16 protein-coding genes are annotated in these 13,774 nt (G+C 56.9%); 12 read left to right on the top strand and 4 right to left on the bottom strand.

Features of this window, described 5'->3' with window-relative positions; all coding sequences use genetic code 11:
* Positions 1 to 7: 7 nt before the first annotated feature.
* Genes pheA through kdsB form a run of 4 tightly spaced genes read right to left on the bottom strand, consistent with a single transcriptional unit; the run spans position 8 to position 5,066 of the window.
* Positions 8 to 1,084, bottom strand: coding sequence for a prephenate dehydratase (gene pheA, locus AC781_RS02220; RefSeq protein WP_067772747.1), 1,077 nt, complete (start codon positions 1,082 to 1,084; stop codon positions 8 to 10).
* The gene (locus AC781_RS02215) at positions 1,071 to 2,690 is read right to left on the bottom strand and encodes a sodium:solute symporter (protein WP_067772744.1); all 1,620 of its coding nucleotides are present in this window, start codon (positions 2,688 to 2,690) and stop codon (positions 1,071 to 1,073) included. The genes pheA and AC781_RS02215 overlap by 14 nt, the downstream gene beginning before the upstream one ends.
* A gap of 9 nt (positions 2,691 to 2,699) precedes the next feature.
* Positions 2,700 to 4,310 (bottom strand): CTP synthase, encoded by a 1,611-nt coding sequence (gene pyrG, locus AC781_RS02210; RefSeq protein ID WP_067772741.1) that lies wholly within the window; start codon positions 4,308 to 4,310, stop codon positions 2,700 to 2,702.
* Between the two features lie 24 nt (positions 4,311 to 4,334).
* Entirely contained in the window at positions 4,335 to 5,066 is a 732-nt protein-coding gene (gene kdsB, locus AC781_RS02205) for a 3-deoxy-manno-octulosonate cytidylyltransferase (RefSeq protein ID WP_067772738.1), read from the bottom strand.
* A 242-nt stretch (positions 5,067 to 5,308) separates the two neighbouring features.
* On the opposite strand from kdsB, the gene AC781_RS02200 reads away from it, so the two are divergent.
* The 12 genes from AC781_RS02200 (at position 5,309) to AC781_RS02155 (ending at position 13,713) form a co-directional block, all read left to right on the top strand.
* On the top strand, positions 5,309 to 5,704 hold the full coding sequence (locus tag AC781_RS02200; protein ID WP_067772857.1) for a VOC family protein: 396 nt from the start codon (positions 5,309 to 5,311) through the stop codon (positions 5,702 to 5,704).
* Between the two features lie 294 nt (positions 5,705 to 5,998).
* Entirely contained in the window at positions 5,999 to 6,511 is a 513-nt protein-coding gene (locus tag AC781_RS02195; RefSeq protein WP_141675697.1) for a hypothetical protein, read from the top strand.
* Positions 6,512 to 6,525: 14 nt separating this feature from the next.
* On the top strand, positions 6,526 to 7,332 hold the full coding sequence (locus AC781_RS02190; protein WP_067772732.1) for a hypothetical protein: 807 nt from the start codon (positions 6,526 to 6,528) through the stop codon (positions 7,330 to 7,332).
* Complete coding sequence (locus tag AC781_RS02185) at positions 7,310 to 8,536, top strand: hypothetical protein (protein ID WP_067772728.1); 1,227 nt, start codon at positions 7,310 to 7,312, stop codon at positions 8,534 to 8,536. The genes AC781_RS02190 and AC781_RS02185 overlap by 23 nt, the downstream gene beginning before the upstream one ends.
* Positions 8,537 to 8,573: 37 nt before the next feature.
* Positions 8,574 to 9,215: a hypothetical protein gene (locus AC781_RS02180; RefSeq protein ID WP_067772725.1), complete on the top strand. Its 642-nt coding sequence runs from the start codon at positions 8,574 to 8,576 to the stop codon at positions 9,213 to 9,215.
* A 50-nt stretch (positions 9,216 to 9,265) separates the two neighbouring features.
* On the top strand, positions 9,266 to 10,342 hold the full coding sequence (locus AC781_RS02175) for a hypothetical protein (RefSeq protein WP_067772722.1): 1,077 nt from the start codon (positions 9,266 to 9,268) through the stop codon (positions 10,340 to 10,342).
* Positions 10,339 to 11,628: a hypothetical protein gene (locus AC781_RS02170; protein WP_067772719.1), complete on the top strand. Its 1,290-nt coding sequence runs from the start codon at positions 10,339 to 10,341 to the stop codon at positions 11,626 to 11,628. The genes AC781_RS02175 and AC781_RS02170 overlap by 4 nt, the downstream gene beginning before the upstream one ends.
* A gap of 340 nt (positions 11,629 to 11,968) precedes the next feature.
* The gene (locus AC781_RS02165; protein ID WP_141675696.1) at positions 11,969 to 12,475 is read left to right on the top strand and encodes a hypothetical protein; all 507 of its coding nucleotides are present in this window, start codon (positions 11,969 to 11,971) and stop codon (positions 12,473 to 12,475) included.
* Positions 12,472 to 12,693 carry a hypothetical protein gene (locus tag AC781_RS13595; RefSeq protein WP_141675695.1) on the top strand — a complete coding sequence of 74 codons (222 nt, stop codon included), beginning with the start codon at positions 12,472 to 12,474 and terminating at the stop codon, positions 12,691 to 12,693. The genes AC781_RS02165 and AC781_RS13595 overlap by 4 nt, the downstream gene beginning before the upstream one ends.
* 249 nt (positions 12,694 to 12,942) lie before the next feature.
* Positions 12,943 to 13,239 (top strand): hypothetical protein, encoded by a 297-nt coding sequence (locus AC781_RS02160; protein ID WP_141675694.1) that lies wholly within the window; start codon positions 12,943 to 12,945, stop codon positions 13,237 to 13,239.
* 59 nt (positions 13,240 to 13,298) lie between these two features.
* Positions 13,299 to 13,472 carry a hypothetical protein gene (locus tag AC781_RS13915; protein WP_156850304.1) on the top strand — a complete coding sequence of 58 codons (174 nt, stop codon included), beginning with the start codon at positions 13,299 to 13,301 and terminating at the stop codon, positions 13,470 to 13,472.
* 37 nt (positions 13,473 to 13,509) lie between these two features.
* Entirely contained in the window at positions 13,510 to 13,713 is a 204-nt protein-coding gene (locus AC781_RS02155; protein WP_067772711.1) for a hypothetical protein, read from the top strand.
* Positions 13,714 to 13,774 lie beyond the last annotated feature (61 nt).

Genomic DNA, 13,774 nt, shown 5'->3' with positions numbered 1-13,774 from the left:
GGCTGGGTCAACATAGAGAGGTTGCTTCGGGATAGCTCCCGAAGACTTTGAGAATGGAGCAGTGGTCGGCCACTTCGTCGAGGCAGGTTTTCAGCGGTTCCTGTTCTGCATGTCCGGCTGCATCGACGTAGAAGACGTATTCCCAGTCGATTATTTTTGATGGGCGCGATTCAATGCGGAGGAGGCTGATGCCGTATTGCTTGAATTTTTCAAGGACGCTGACGAGGCTGCCGGCCGTGTGGCGCACGGTGAAGCAGAGAGAGGTGCGGTCGTTACCCGTGGGCTGGGTTTTCTGGTGGCCGATGATGGCGAAGCGCGTGGTGTTCGAGGCCTTGTCCTGTATGTTGCTTTCGAGGATTTGCAGGCCGAACAATTCGGCGGCGAGGGCTCCTCCGAGCGCGGCGGCTCCTTCGGATGCCTTTTCGACGGCGATTTGGGCGGCTGCGGTGGTGGAGGATGTTTCGACGAGGTCGGCCATCGGGAAGTTGTTGCGGATCCACTGGCGGCACTGGAGGAGTACCTGCGGATGCGAGTAGAGGGTTTTGATTTCTTCCAGGCGGATGTTGCCCAAGAGGCAGTTGCAGATGCGGAGCTGGATCTGGGCGCAGATGTTCAGCGTGGTGCCGATGAAGAGGTCCATCGCGTCGGTGACGGAGCCCCCGGTGCTGTTTTCGATGGGGATGACTCCGTAGTCGGCTTCGTGGCGTTCGACGGCGTCGAAGACGGCGGCAAAGCCGTGCATGGGCATGAGTTCGACGCTGCTGCCGAATTGCTTGAGGGAGGCCTGATGGCTCCATGTGCCTGCGGGGCCGAGGTAGGCGACTTTGAATCCGCCTTCCAGCGAGAAGGAGCAGGAGATGATTTCGCGGTAGATGGCGCGGAGAGAGCCTTCCGGGAGTTTTCCGCCGTTGAGGTCGGCGATTTTCCGGTAGAGGTCGGCTTCCCGCTCGGGTACGAAGATGGGGGATTGGCTGTCCTGCTTGATGAGTCCGACCTGATGGACGAGGGAGGCCCGTTCGTGAAGAAGGGCGACGATCTGACGGTCGAGTTTGTCGATTTCTTGCCGGAGTTCAGGAAGTTTCATGTGTGTTTTCGGATGGTTGCCTGGATGGGGTGCGGAAGCAGAGGCCGACGAGGAAGGTGGCGAGGGTGCCGATGGTGACGCGCCACGGGAAGGCGATGTCGGGCATCGTGAGGCCGAACCAGTCGTTCATCGGGATGAGGTTCGTGAGCGCTGCGATGGTGAGGAAGCCGTAGAGCATGGCGATGCAGTTGCCGAGGTCGCACCCGCGGCGTTCGGTGAGCATACCGAGCAGGAAGACGCCGAGCAGGGAGCCGTACGTGTAGCCGAAGATGCCGAGGACGATGTGCAGGATGCCCTTGACGCCGTATTGGACGGTGTACCACGCTGTGACGGAGCCGACGATGATGAGGAGGAGGGCGAAGAGGACGGTCATCCAGCGCACGGCCTTGAGGAGCTGGCGTTCGGTAGCCTTCGGGTTGAAGATGCTTTGGTACCAGTCTTTCGTGGCGGTGGTGGCGAGGGCGTTCAGTGCGGTGGAGAGGGAGCCCATTGCAGTGGCGAAGAGGGCGGCGATGAGAAGGCCTCGTACGCCTGCGGGCAGATGGTCGATGATGAATTGTGGGAAGACGTTCTGCGTCTGGTTGGGATTCCAGGTGATGCCGTTGCTTTGGTAATAGACGTAGAGGAGGATGCCCGTGAAGAGGAAGATGGCAACGATGGGGAGGTCTGCGATACCGGAGAGGATGACGGCCTTGCTGCCCGTTTTCGCATTTTTGGCGGCGAGCATGCGCTGTACCATGTCCTGGTCGGTGCCGTGGGTGGCCATGGTGATGAAGGTGGCCCCAAGGAAGGCGGCCCAGAGGGTGTAGTCGCTGGCGAAGATGTGTTTGATGTTTTCGCCGAGTCCTCCGTCCACGAAGCCGGTGCTGAAGACGGCCCAGGGTTCGGTGGTGATGCCGTCCGGCCGCGGTGCGGCGACGGTGGCGCAGATGGTGTCCCAACCTGTATGGAAGAAGAGGATGCCGATGGTGGTCAGCATCGCGATGATGAGGATGGAGGCTTGCAGCACATCCGTCCAGACGACGGCCTTGAGGCCTCCGAGCGCGGTGTAGATGGTGGTGGCGATGGTGAGGACGGAGAGTGCGCCGATGTAGAGGAGGATTTCGTCTTCTTTCGAGAGGGTGGCGGCGCCCGCAATGGTTTTGCAGGCGATGACCAGCAGGATGCCCGCTACATAGAGGCGCGTGCCGCTGGCGAGGACGCGGCTGATGAGGAAGGTCATGGAGGCCCATCTCCGCGTGTGCAGGCCGAAGCGCTTCTGCAGGTATTCGTAGATGGAGACGACGTTGTATTTGTAGTACGGTTTGAGGAAGAGCCTGCCGACGACGATTCTGCCCAGAATGGTGCCGATGCAGAGCTGGGCGTAGGTGAAGTTCAGCGTCTTGAAGCCCGCCTCGGGCGTGCCGAAGAAGGTGGCGGCGCTGATTTCCGAGGCGAGGATGGAGGCGAGGATGGCCCACCAGGGAAGGGATCTGTTCCCCAAGGCATAGGATTCGAGGCTATCCTGCTTGCGGCCCATGTAGAGGCCGATGGCGAAGATAGCCGCGAAATAGCACAGGATGACGAAGCCGTCCGTGCACCACGCCTGAAGGGAAGCGGGATCCATGGGGTGGGATTACCCTTGCTTGTGCTGGATGGCTGCCGCGACGAATCCGGCGAAGAGCGGGTGCGGATGCGTGGGGCGGGACTGGAATTCGGGGTGGTACTGGCAGGCGATGTAGAAGGGATGGCCCGGCAGTTCGACGACTTCGACGAGGCCCTGCTCGGAAGAGACGGCGCTGACGACGAGTCCGGCCTTTTCCATTTCCGCCCTGTATTCGGGATTGAATTCGAAGCGGTGGCGGTGGCGTTCGCTGATGGTGAGCTGGCCGTAGAGCCTGCTGCACAGCGTATCCGGTGTGATGTTCGCGACATAGGCTCCGAGTCGCATGTTGCCGCCTTTGGTGGTGAGGTCTTTCTGTTCCTCCTGAAGGCAGATGACGGGGCAGCTCGTTTTTTCGTCGAATTCGGTGGAATGCGCCTTTTTCTTGCCGAGGACGTGGCGTGCGAATTCGATGACGGCGATTTGCATGCCGAGGCAGATGCCGAAGAAGGGGATGTTGTGGGTGCGGGCGTATTCGGCTGCCTTGATTTTGCCTTCGATGCCGCGGTTGCCGAATCCGCCGGGGATCAGGATGCCGTCCACATTCTGGAAGATATCGTCGAGGCTTGCCTTGGGATCTTCGAGCGCTTCCGCATCGATGCGGAGGATTTCCACGCGGCAGTCGTGCGCCGCTCCTGCATGGGTGAAGGATTCGTAGATGGATTTGTAGGCGTCCTGCAGGGCGATGTATTTGCCGACGACGGCGATGCGCACGGAGTGCGTGGGATGGACGACGCGGCCGACGTAGTTCTGCCAGTCGGTGAGGTCGGGAGCCGGTACGTCGAGGTGGAGGATTTTGCAGACGATGCGGTCGATTTTGTCCTGGCTGAGGTCGAGCGGGCATTCGTAGATGGTGTTCTTCACGTCGCGGAAGGCGATCACGTTTTTGGCTTCCACGTTGCAGAACATGGCGATCTTGCGGCGTTCGTCGTCGCTCATGTCGTATTCCGTGCGGCAGACGATGATGTCCGGCTGGATGCCGATTTCGCGCAGCTTGGCGACGGATTGCTGGGTGGGCTTCGTTTTCGTTTCTCCGGCGGCCTTGATATAGGGCAGGAGGGTGACGTGGATGAAGCAGACGTTTTCACGGCCTACTTCGAGGGCGAACTGGCGCAGGGCTTCGAGGAAGATGTGGCCTTCCATATCGCCCACAGTGCCGCCGATTTCGGTGATGATGACGTCGACATCCGATGTGCTGGTGACTTCGTGCAGGCGGCCCTTGATTTCATCCGTGACGTGCGGGATGTACTGGACGGTTTTGCCGAGGTAGTCGCCGCGGCGTTCCTTGAACAGCACGTTGGAGAAGACCTGCCCGGATGTCAGGTTGTTGAGGCGGGAAAGTTTGCAGTCGACGAAGCGTTCGTAGTGGCCGAGGTCGAGGTCGGTTTCCGCACCGTCGTTGAGCACATAGACTTCGCCGTGCTGGTAGGGGCTCATCGTCCCGGGGTCCACGTTCAGGTAGGGGTCGAACTTCTGGAGGGTGACGCGGAGGCCGCATCGTTCCAGAAGTGTGCCGAGAGATGCGGCTGCCAGACCTTTGCCGAGAGAGGAGACGACCCCTCCGGTGACGAAGATGTATTTCATGATGTGAGTTTGGTGTGTGTTGGTTTAATGTTGAAGGAGCTGCTCAATCATGGCAGCCTGCTCCGGCGTGTCGACGCCGGGTGCAAGATGATCGGTGGGAACGACCTTGATACGCGCTCCGTGCTCAAGTGCGCGGAGCTGTTCCAGGGATTCGGCGGTTTCGAGAGGGGTGGGTTCCCAGCGGACGTAGTTTTCCAGAAATTCCCTCCTGTAGGCGTACAGGCCGATATGGCGGAGAGGTTTCAGAACGGGAGCGTTGCGGGGGAAGGGGATCGGCGAGCGGGAGAAGTACAGGGCTTCTCCGCCGAGCGTGCAGACGACCTTGACGATGTTCGGGTCGTGAAAATCCGCGTCGCTGTCGAGCGGGCAGGCGGCGGTGGCCATGGCGATGCCGGCATCGTTCAGCAGCACGGAGGCCAGCTCGTCCACAAGAGCAGGGTCGATGAGGGGTTCGTCGCCCTGGATATTGACCACATGCGTGGCTTCGGGGAAGGATTGCACGGCTTCGGCGAGGCGGTCACTGCCGCTGGGATGGTCGTCGCGGGTCATGATGACGCGTGCGCCGAAAGCCTCCGCTACTCGGCGAATGCGCTCGTCATCCGTGGCGATGGCGACGGAGTCCAGACGCGTGCAGGAGGAAACCCGTTCCCAGACATGCTGGACAAGGGGCTTGCCCGCAATCAGGTGAAGGGGTTTGCCGGGAAAACGCGAGGAACCCCAGCGGGCGGGAATCAGACCGACGACTTGCTCTTTCATAACGGATGACGGCGCAGTGTAACAGGTTTCGGCAAGGAAGTCTAGTACGAATCGCCGGGGGATGTGCTGCCTTTTCGGCGATTTCCGGAAGAGGCGCGCCGTGCGGCATCCGTATGCGATTGCACGGATTGCGATTGACCTGCCGGGCACGCGGGGTGTACTCTTCATGTCCGGAGTATGCATGCGCAGCCGAGTGTTCCTGCCCGTTGCGCCGCTCCGGTTTCAACCTGAAGAAATCCGCCGTGCCTATCCGAAAACTGGACCACCTCGTCATCACGACGCCCGATCCCGTTGCCTGCCTCGCGTTTTATGAGCTGCTGGGGTTCGAGGCAAGGGCGGCAGGTGCGCGCTACGAATTGCATGCGGGGGATTTCAAAATCAATGTCCACGTGCGGGGCAGGGAACTTGAGCCGCACGCCGCGCGCATTCAGTCCGGCAGTGCGGATCTGTGTTTTGAGATCGGCGGGGATTTGGATGAATGGATGGAGGAAGTGTCCGGGCGCGGTGTTGCGGTCGAACTGGGAATCGTGGACAGAACAGGCGTGCGGGGAAGCATGCGCTCGTTCTACGTGCGTGATCCCGATGGCAACCTGCTCGAATTCTGCTCTTACGCAGGGTGCAAGCCGGGCTGTGCATGATTTCCTGCGCGTCTCGATGCAGTCGGTTGCGTCTTTTGGATGCAGTGGAATGTAATGAAAATGTTGGAATATTATTCTGCTTTATTTTTTCGATAAATGAATGAATATCATTTGTTTGTATGTTATTTGTTTGTCGGCGTTTTGTTTTTGTGTTGTAATTCGTTAATATTCAAATTTTAAGATAAAAATAAAATTGATGAAAAACGCCTGAATTTCCTTGACGGAAGCTCGACGGAAGATTTATACTGCATCAAAAGAAATTATACGCGAAAAATATCCACCCTCCCCCTCCCGATGAACGTAGAACATCCCTCATTGAAATCCCGTCCGGCGTATCCATCGCATGCCGGTGTTGCATCCATGGCTGTGGCGTGCCTGCTGGTACCCCTTTCTCCATCGTACGCGAACGAAGTCCCGGCCAAGCCCTCTGAAACTTCCGGTACGACGGTGCAACGTCCTCCGGGTGTCGTCGTCGGCACGCCTGCGCCAAGCCGGGATGAAAGCTCCGGTGATCAGGATACCCGGCCTCGAATAACGCTCGGTGAAATGCGTGCGGAACCTAAGCCGGTGCCAGTACCCGGAAGATCGCGGATCGAGGCTCCAAAGAAGGATGGAACAGGCGAGGGCGAACGCGTTCGAGCGGAAGGGCAAACGAAAATCGAACCGAAAGATGTCCCCCCGGTGCTTAAGGCCGGGCAAGTGAAGGTCGAACCGAAAGAGAGGCCACCGGTGTACAAGGGTGTCGTGCTGCGGATGCCTGCCAACCTTGAGGATATTCCTCAGCCGCACAGAAACGGAAATCAATAACCGGACAGTCGGCGATGAGCTGGGTTTGTGAACAACTGCAACATGGACTGAAGATGCGCCGCCTGCGGGCGGCAGCGGTTCTGGCATTGGCGGGCTGGGTTCTGCCGTGGCTGGCGCTTCCGGCTTCGGCAGGTGTTATTGTTACGGTGCCAGACGATGGATTCAGGTCGGTATGGCACGAGTGGAAAAAGACGATCGGCGAGCAGTTGTATGTTTTGGAGCTAGAGGGAGAGAATGAATCGCTAGAGAAAGTGTCGCTCTGGCGAGCCGTTCCGCAGGCGGTTTGCTTGATGCTGTTGAAGTATGAGGAAGAAGAACTCTACAATCGGATGTATGCCGAGGAAGATGAACTGTTGGCGGCGTATGCGGAAAGCGGGCAAGCCATACCTGATGCTGTCGTTGCCCGTTTGAAGGAGATGATCGGGCGGTATGCCGATGCGAAGAGCAAAATTGGCAGGAAGCAAGGTGAACTTGACAGGGGATGGTGCATTGTTTCGTCCGCCGGATTTCACTTCATCAATCCCTACAAGGATTTCAGGAAGAGTATGGCGTCAGAACTCTCCGATTTGTTCTTTGTTTATAGTATTTCAAATCGGATAAACATGTCTGATGCAGAGTTGAAGGCCTTGTTCTTGCGGCGGGTCAGGGAACGGAACATGGTCTGGCAAAAACGCCGTGCAACGACCCCGCCCGAACGTCAACAAACCGTCGCTTTGCCGCGCATGTATGGCGGCGAGCGTGAATTCCCGTATACGAACGGTTCTACCACATCCATGACACACTCATTCCAACACGGCCATGCATATACAACCACCCGATAACAATAAAGGTCCGGCGTATCCATCGATCGCCGGAATCGCCGCCATGGCAGCCGCCTGCATGCTGGGATCCATGCCTCAGGCCTACGCCGCTGGAACCCCGCCGTCGCCGGCTGTTGTGGACGAGTCCTCGCCCGGTTCTTCCTTGGAACACCTATGGCAGGATGAAGCCTTGTACGCCCGGCAACGGGCAGCAGAAGACGCCTTGTTGGGCGCGTACGCCGACCGGAACGAACCTCTTCCCGCCGCCGTATTGCAGCAGGTGCAGGATCTGGTAAGGCAGTACGCCAGAGAGCGTGCCGGAATATGGCAAGGGAAAATTCATGGCGAAGCTTTGGTGCCGAGCAATCCGAAGAGTCTTGGAAGGATCGCCGTCGAACCCGAATCGAGGCGTCGGCAGATCATCGAAGAATTTTATCTGATTCAGGGACAGCATATGCGCTCCTATGATGTTCTTGGCAGGTATGCCTATACCGATGAAGATATGCCGCAGGAAAAACTGGCGCAGGTGGCCGCTGCGATGCTTTCGCATGTTCGTGAGAGAAAGGCGTTGCCGTTGAAGCATGCTGGCGTCTTGGACCCGGTATCAATCAATAAGCAGCCAGTCGTGAAGGGGCTCATTGTCCAGGAATCACGGACGGCATCGCCTGAGCAGCCGGATTGTGTGGAAGTACGGAGAATAAGAGCAGCTCATGTGGAGCCTTTGTCGGATCAGCAGATGACGCAACAATTACAAAATGCCTACGACGAAGCCCGGTCTTCTTTGTATTTGCAACAGCAGGCTGAGGAACAAGCCTTGCTGGGCGCTTATGTCGGGAACGGAGCTCCGCCCGTGCCAGACGGTACGATGCAGCAGTTGAGGGAATTGGTGCTGAAATATGCTGCTCAACGGGAAGAATTGAGAAACCGATACGTCGAACTCGGAGAGAAAAAGGATGCTCTGCTGCAGCGGCAGAAGCAAGAGGCGGATGAGCTGCGGAAAATGCAGGAGCATGAGATTTATGGCGAATATGGAAAGATCGGTGCGCCTGTTTATTTGGGGCTCGACGGTACCGCTGTGACGGACGAATCGCTTCAGGGAGTCAAGGAGCTTGTCTTCCGGCAAATCAGGCAGCGGGCGGAAATGCAAAAGAAGCATCAAGCAGAACAAATGGAGATGCTCCGGTCATTGAATCCATCCACAGAACTGAGACTGTACAGATTTTGATACATCGACTGAACAATTAACGTTCCTTGAATCAATCATGAATATACAACATCCTGAAAACAAGAACCGCCCTGCTTATCCGACGCGCGCCGGGGTTGCCGCTCTGGCCGCCGTCTGCCTGTGGGGAGCCGTACCGCAGGCGCAATCTGCGGAAACTCCCGCACCTTCCGTGCCTGCAACGGAAACCCGGTATGCGCCGCCGATAAATTCCAGGTTTGCGGACGAAGACTTGTACGAGCGGCAGCAGGTCGAAGAGGAAGCCTTGCTGGCGCCTTATGCCGACGGCAAGACTCCCGTACCGGAAGCCGTGCAGAACCAGTTGCAGGCTATGGTGCGGAAATACGCCCGTGAGCGTGCGGCCATCTGGGGTGACCGGATTGCCAAACAGGGAGAAATTCTGAATCCTGGTGTCAGAACGCTGGGCGCGCTTGCTCTGGAACCGGGAGATAATTATGCTCTGATTTCCGGGACGTTTTACCAAAATCAAGAGCAGAGAGATCAGCTCTATAGACTGCTCGGCAAGTACGCCTATACGGACGAAGCGATGCCGAAGGAAAAGCTGGTAGCTCTGAAAGATCTTCTTTTGAAGCAAATATCCGAAAGGCAGGAACTGAGGGCGAAATATGCGCCTTCCGGAAGTGAGGCAAAGTCAACGAAATCGGCTTCGCCGGGAGAGTAAATCAAGCTTTAGATACCTGCCTCGTTCTCATTCACGATGCTCCATTACCCATGAATATCCAGCCGCCGGAAAACAAAAAGCGCCCTTCCTATCCTTCGCGTACCCGGCTCGCGGTGGTGGCGGGGCTGCTGCTGGCGACAGGCGGCGTGGCGTGGTGGATTGCTGCTCCACCTGAAAGTGTGTGGGTGAACCACGATGCCATCTACGAGCTTGAGGTGAAAGATCTCGCCTTGTTCGTCCGCCAGATGGAGGAGGGAGCTGCGCTGCTCGCGCCGTATGCCGGGGGTGGCAGCACCGTGCCGGAACCTGTGATGCAACAGTTGCAGGAGAGTACCGCAGAATATGCGAAGCTGCGTGCGAAGTTGTGGCGCGTGCCGCCATTCGGCAGCGAGCGGTTCGGGTTGCGCACCTCGACGCTGGGCGTGCCGCCGATCCATCGTCCTGTCGTTTCCTACATGAAGGGGCTCAATGAGATGCTGCTGAAGGACAGCCGCATGTCGGCGTATGAACTTCTCGGCGCCTATGCGTGTGCCGATGAGCCTATGCCCCGCGAGAGGTTGCAGGCGTGGAGCGATTTTCTGTCGCTTCAGGTGCGTAACAGGGATGGAAGGACTCTTTACTACCGCCTGCTGGAAGAGGATGTGCGAGGCATGGAGAAGAAGATGCTGGATGAGGAGCATGCCCTGTTGGAACGCTATGCCAACGGTTCGTCAAGCGTACCGCCTGCCGTTTTGCAGGAGTTGCAAGGGATTGTTTCGAAATACGCCGATGATTATGTGCGGATATTGAGCCAATACGGATGGCCGGATGAGCGGAAGCTTGCCGATATACGGGCTTCCGGCAGGATGCCGAGACCGGAGGCCGAGGCTGCGGCCGGTATGCGGTCGGAAGAACGGAAGCTGTACAACAGGCAGATTGCCGAGCACAGGCTCGCTCTGGGTTACCATTTCGGCGATGCTTCGCCGATGCCGCAGGCAATGCTTATCGATCTGCAAGGATTGATTTTGAAGCATATTCGGGAGCGCCAGGCTCTGCGTGCGCAGCTTGCTGCTAAAGCCGGGTTGCCGGATGCCGCGTCGGATTCCGTTGCCTCCCCGCACCTGCTATCCGGTATGCACGACGAATGATTTCTACCTTGATGAAAATGCGACAAACTGATGATCGAAAAGATACTGCCTGCTCTTCACTCTTCCGGTTCGCCGTTGTGGCAGCAGCTTGCATGTTGGGCTCCATGCCGTGTGTAGCTGTTGCCGAAGATCCGTTTCCGCCGCTTCCCTCCCGTGATCAGTTGACGGAAGAGTGGGTATATGGTTCGGAAGAAGAGTTGTTCCTCCAGCAACAAGCGGAGGAGGAGACCTTATTGGGTGAGTATGCCGACCGAGGTAGCCCGATTCCGGAAGCTGTGCAGCAGCAGGTGCAGGAGATGGTTCGGAAATACGGTCGGTCGCGTGCCCGGTTCTGCATGGAACAGGTCGGCCCGGATGGTGTGCTGGCGTTGCCGTTACGTCAACCCGGGAGGGTCCTCTCCGGTTCCGGGTTGGCCTATCAGCGGCGTGCCGACGAGTTTTACCTGCATCATCGGCAACTGCGTGAATCATATCTGCTACTCGGAAAACATGCCTATACCGATGAAGATATGCCGAAGGAGAAACTGGCGGCGGCAGGCGGGATGATGCTGTCGCATGTGCGGGAGAGGCGGGAGTTGCGAAAGAAATGGGGCAAGGTGGAAGGTGTTTCTTCAGGGGAAAGAGGTGTTACCGATGTTGGCGTTGACCATGGAGAAGCTCGCCGGCAAAATTTCTCACGGAATAAGTCGCTCACGGGCGTGGACTATTGCCCGGATGAATGGCCGCCGAAGGTGGCGGATGTGCCTCTCTGTACAAAAGAACAAGTGAAAGCCATGCTTCCGAATCTTTGGGCGAATGATGCGGTGATGCCGGGATCGTCTTGGGAATTCACTGCGAAGCTCCGTGACACTTACCGGATGGCGAGTTTCATGATGTATGATCGCCAGAGGCAGGAGGAAGACAAGCTTCTCGGAGCAGAGCTGCTGCAAGGAAAGCCTGTGCCGGAGGAGAAGATGCGTGCCTTGGATTGGATCGTGCAACGGTATCTTGCCAGGCGCGATCGGCTGTGGCATCGGTATCAGGCTTTGTTGAAGATGGCGGATTCTCTCGTGGAGTTGCACGAGAGTGAGCGGTCTGATTTGCTTTATTCGCAGTCGGTAGCTCGGGAAGAGGCTTATTCGCGGTTGATGGACGGTTCCGGGGTTGATCCGGATGAAGCTTTGGAGGATGTGCGGCAGTTGATTCTGGAGCAGGTCGTTCAACGGCAGAAGATGCAACGGAAACATGCGCAGGAGCAGCGGGAGTTCTTGCGGGAATTGTCTTTCGAGTATGGGGATATCGACTGATTTGTCTTTCAGGAAGCAAGTAACCGTGTTTTTTTATTTTTCTTCAACAATCGCTCTCCAATGCCGCCGACAGATGTTGACACTCCATCGCCGCCCTGATTATGATAGATGCGTTCCCCTCCTCTGCCCGAATGATGAATACCCGACTGTGTGAACGCAATCTCCCTTGAAATGAATCTGTATTCCGGTTCGTGCATCATTCGCGATATTTTTTCCGGTTCCATTAAACATCCATACAAACAATCAATCCCCTATGAAAGTAGAACATCCCATCCATGCCGGCAGCAAGCCGGAATATCCGTCCCGGGCCACGGCAGCAGGTTTTGCGCTTGCCGCATGTTTGCTCGGCAGCATTGCACAGGCTCAGAATACTGCGACGCCTCCCGTGCCCGGCCAGTCAGCACCGGCTTCCGGAAAACACGATTCGGCAGAGCAGCAAAGGTGCGCTGAAGAAAACAGGCAGTTGATCGAAACGGCCCGGAAGGTTCTGGACGGCAATCTCTCCCGGAAAGGGGTTTCAAGTTCGGTAGAGACTGCCGGGGGAATGCTGCGTACTCGTGGGAAATCTCACATTACGCCTTCCGATCTTGAGGAGTACCGTCAGGACAAGCAGGCGATCGAGCGCGCGGTTCGTATTCTGGGAAGACAAATCAAGGACATTGAGTCCGAAACAGATTTTATCGATGAACAACGGAAGCAGGAATGCGCCCGGCAAGTGGAGTCGATGAAGCTGGTGATTCAGTTGTTGCAGCAATATCAAAAAGACAGGGGTGACCATATCCGGTATTGGTTGCCGCAGCCTGAAAAGGGCGCAGCCGAACAATCCGGCAAAAAAGCGGATTCATGAATCCATTCCTATCCCTCACAACGAATATGAAAGTCAAACCTCCATCCCCGGGTACTCCTTTTTACCCGGCTTTGTCTAAAATAGCCGCTCTCGTCGCAGTCTCCTGTGCCATGAGTGCGTGCCAACAGCAGCCGCAACCACAGCAGGAGCAATATCAGGGGCCTCCGGGGCTGCCGCCGATTTCCCAGAAGAGTATTCCCGTGAAAGGCGGGAAGTAATGTCGCACGGCTGACCACATTCACAGATTCGACAAAGATGAAAGTCCAACCGCCTCAAAAGGCTTCTGAAAAAATGTACCCCTCGTTGGCGAAGGTTGCTGCCGTTGCCGTGATAGCGGGTACGGTCGCTTCCTGCCAGCAAGTCCAGCAGATTGGTGGCGCACCTCCTTTTTCTCCTCCTCCTGTTCTGATCGTAAAGGATAAGAAGTAGGTTTTGATCAGTCACCATACATGATCTTTTTTATTCATATGAAAGTACAACCATACAATAATACAGCCAAACGAGCTTATCCCGCTTTGGCCAAAGTGGCCGCCCTTGTGGCGGTATCCTGCGCCATGGGCGCGTGCCAGCAGCAGCCTGTGAGGTTTCTTGGAGAAGCACCTTTTTGTCCGGAGAAAATCGCGGTTGCTCAGGCGTCGCAGGATGCGAAAGGCTCAGCCCGCGCGCATGCGTCCGACCGTCCGAATATCGCACCGGCCAAGGGGAAACCTGCCATGACAGGCAGAGCGCGTGTAGAGCCGCAAACTCCTGTGCAGGGTGATTGATCGTGCGAAGCTTCCTGTACATCCCTTCGCGTTTTGATCCATACATACAGTTTCCGATCATGAAAGTCCAACCATACCAAACGACGATTCGAAAAACATACCCGACCATGGCCAGGGTGGCCGTTCTTGTGGCTGTGTCCTGCGCCGTGGGCGCGTGCCAGCAACAGCAGCAAATCAGGACTCCGGGTGTTCCCATGCCGCATCAGGTTATTCTGGGCAAAGACAAGAAGTAGGTTGTCGGCAATCATTATACATCTTTTTTCTATCCATATGAAAGTACAAGCATACAAAGATACAGCCAAACGCAGTTATCCTGCTTTGGCCAAAGTGGCCGCCCTTGTGGCTGTGTCCTGCGCCGTGAGCGCATGCCAGCCTGCCGCAAATGCGGACACAACGGTGAAACCGGCTGTGCCGGGAGGGACTCCGGGTGTTCCCATGCCGCATCAGATTATTCTCGGCAAAGACAAGAAGTAGTTTGTCGGCAGTCATCATACATCTTTTTTCCTATCCATATGAAAGTACAAGCATACAAAGA

It is taken from the genome of Neoakkermansia glycaniphila (genome assembly GCF_001683795.1).
GTDB lineage: Bacteria > Verrucomicrobiota > Verrucomicrobiia > Verrucomicrobiales > Akkermansiaceae > Akkermansia > Akkermansia glycaniphila.
The sequence above is the reverse complement of the archived record's forward strand: the minus strand, read 5'-3'. Positions and strand labels throughout refer to the sequence as shown.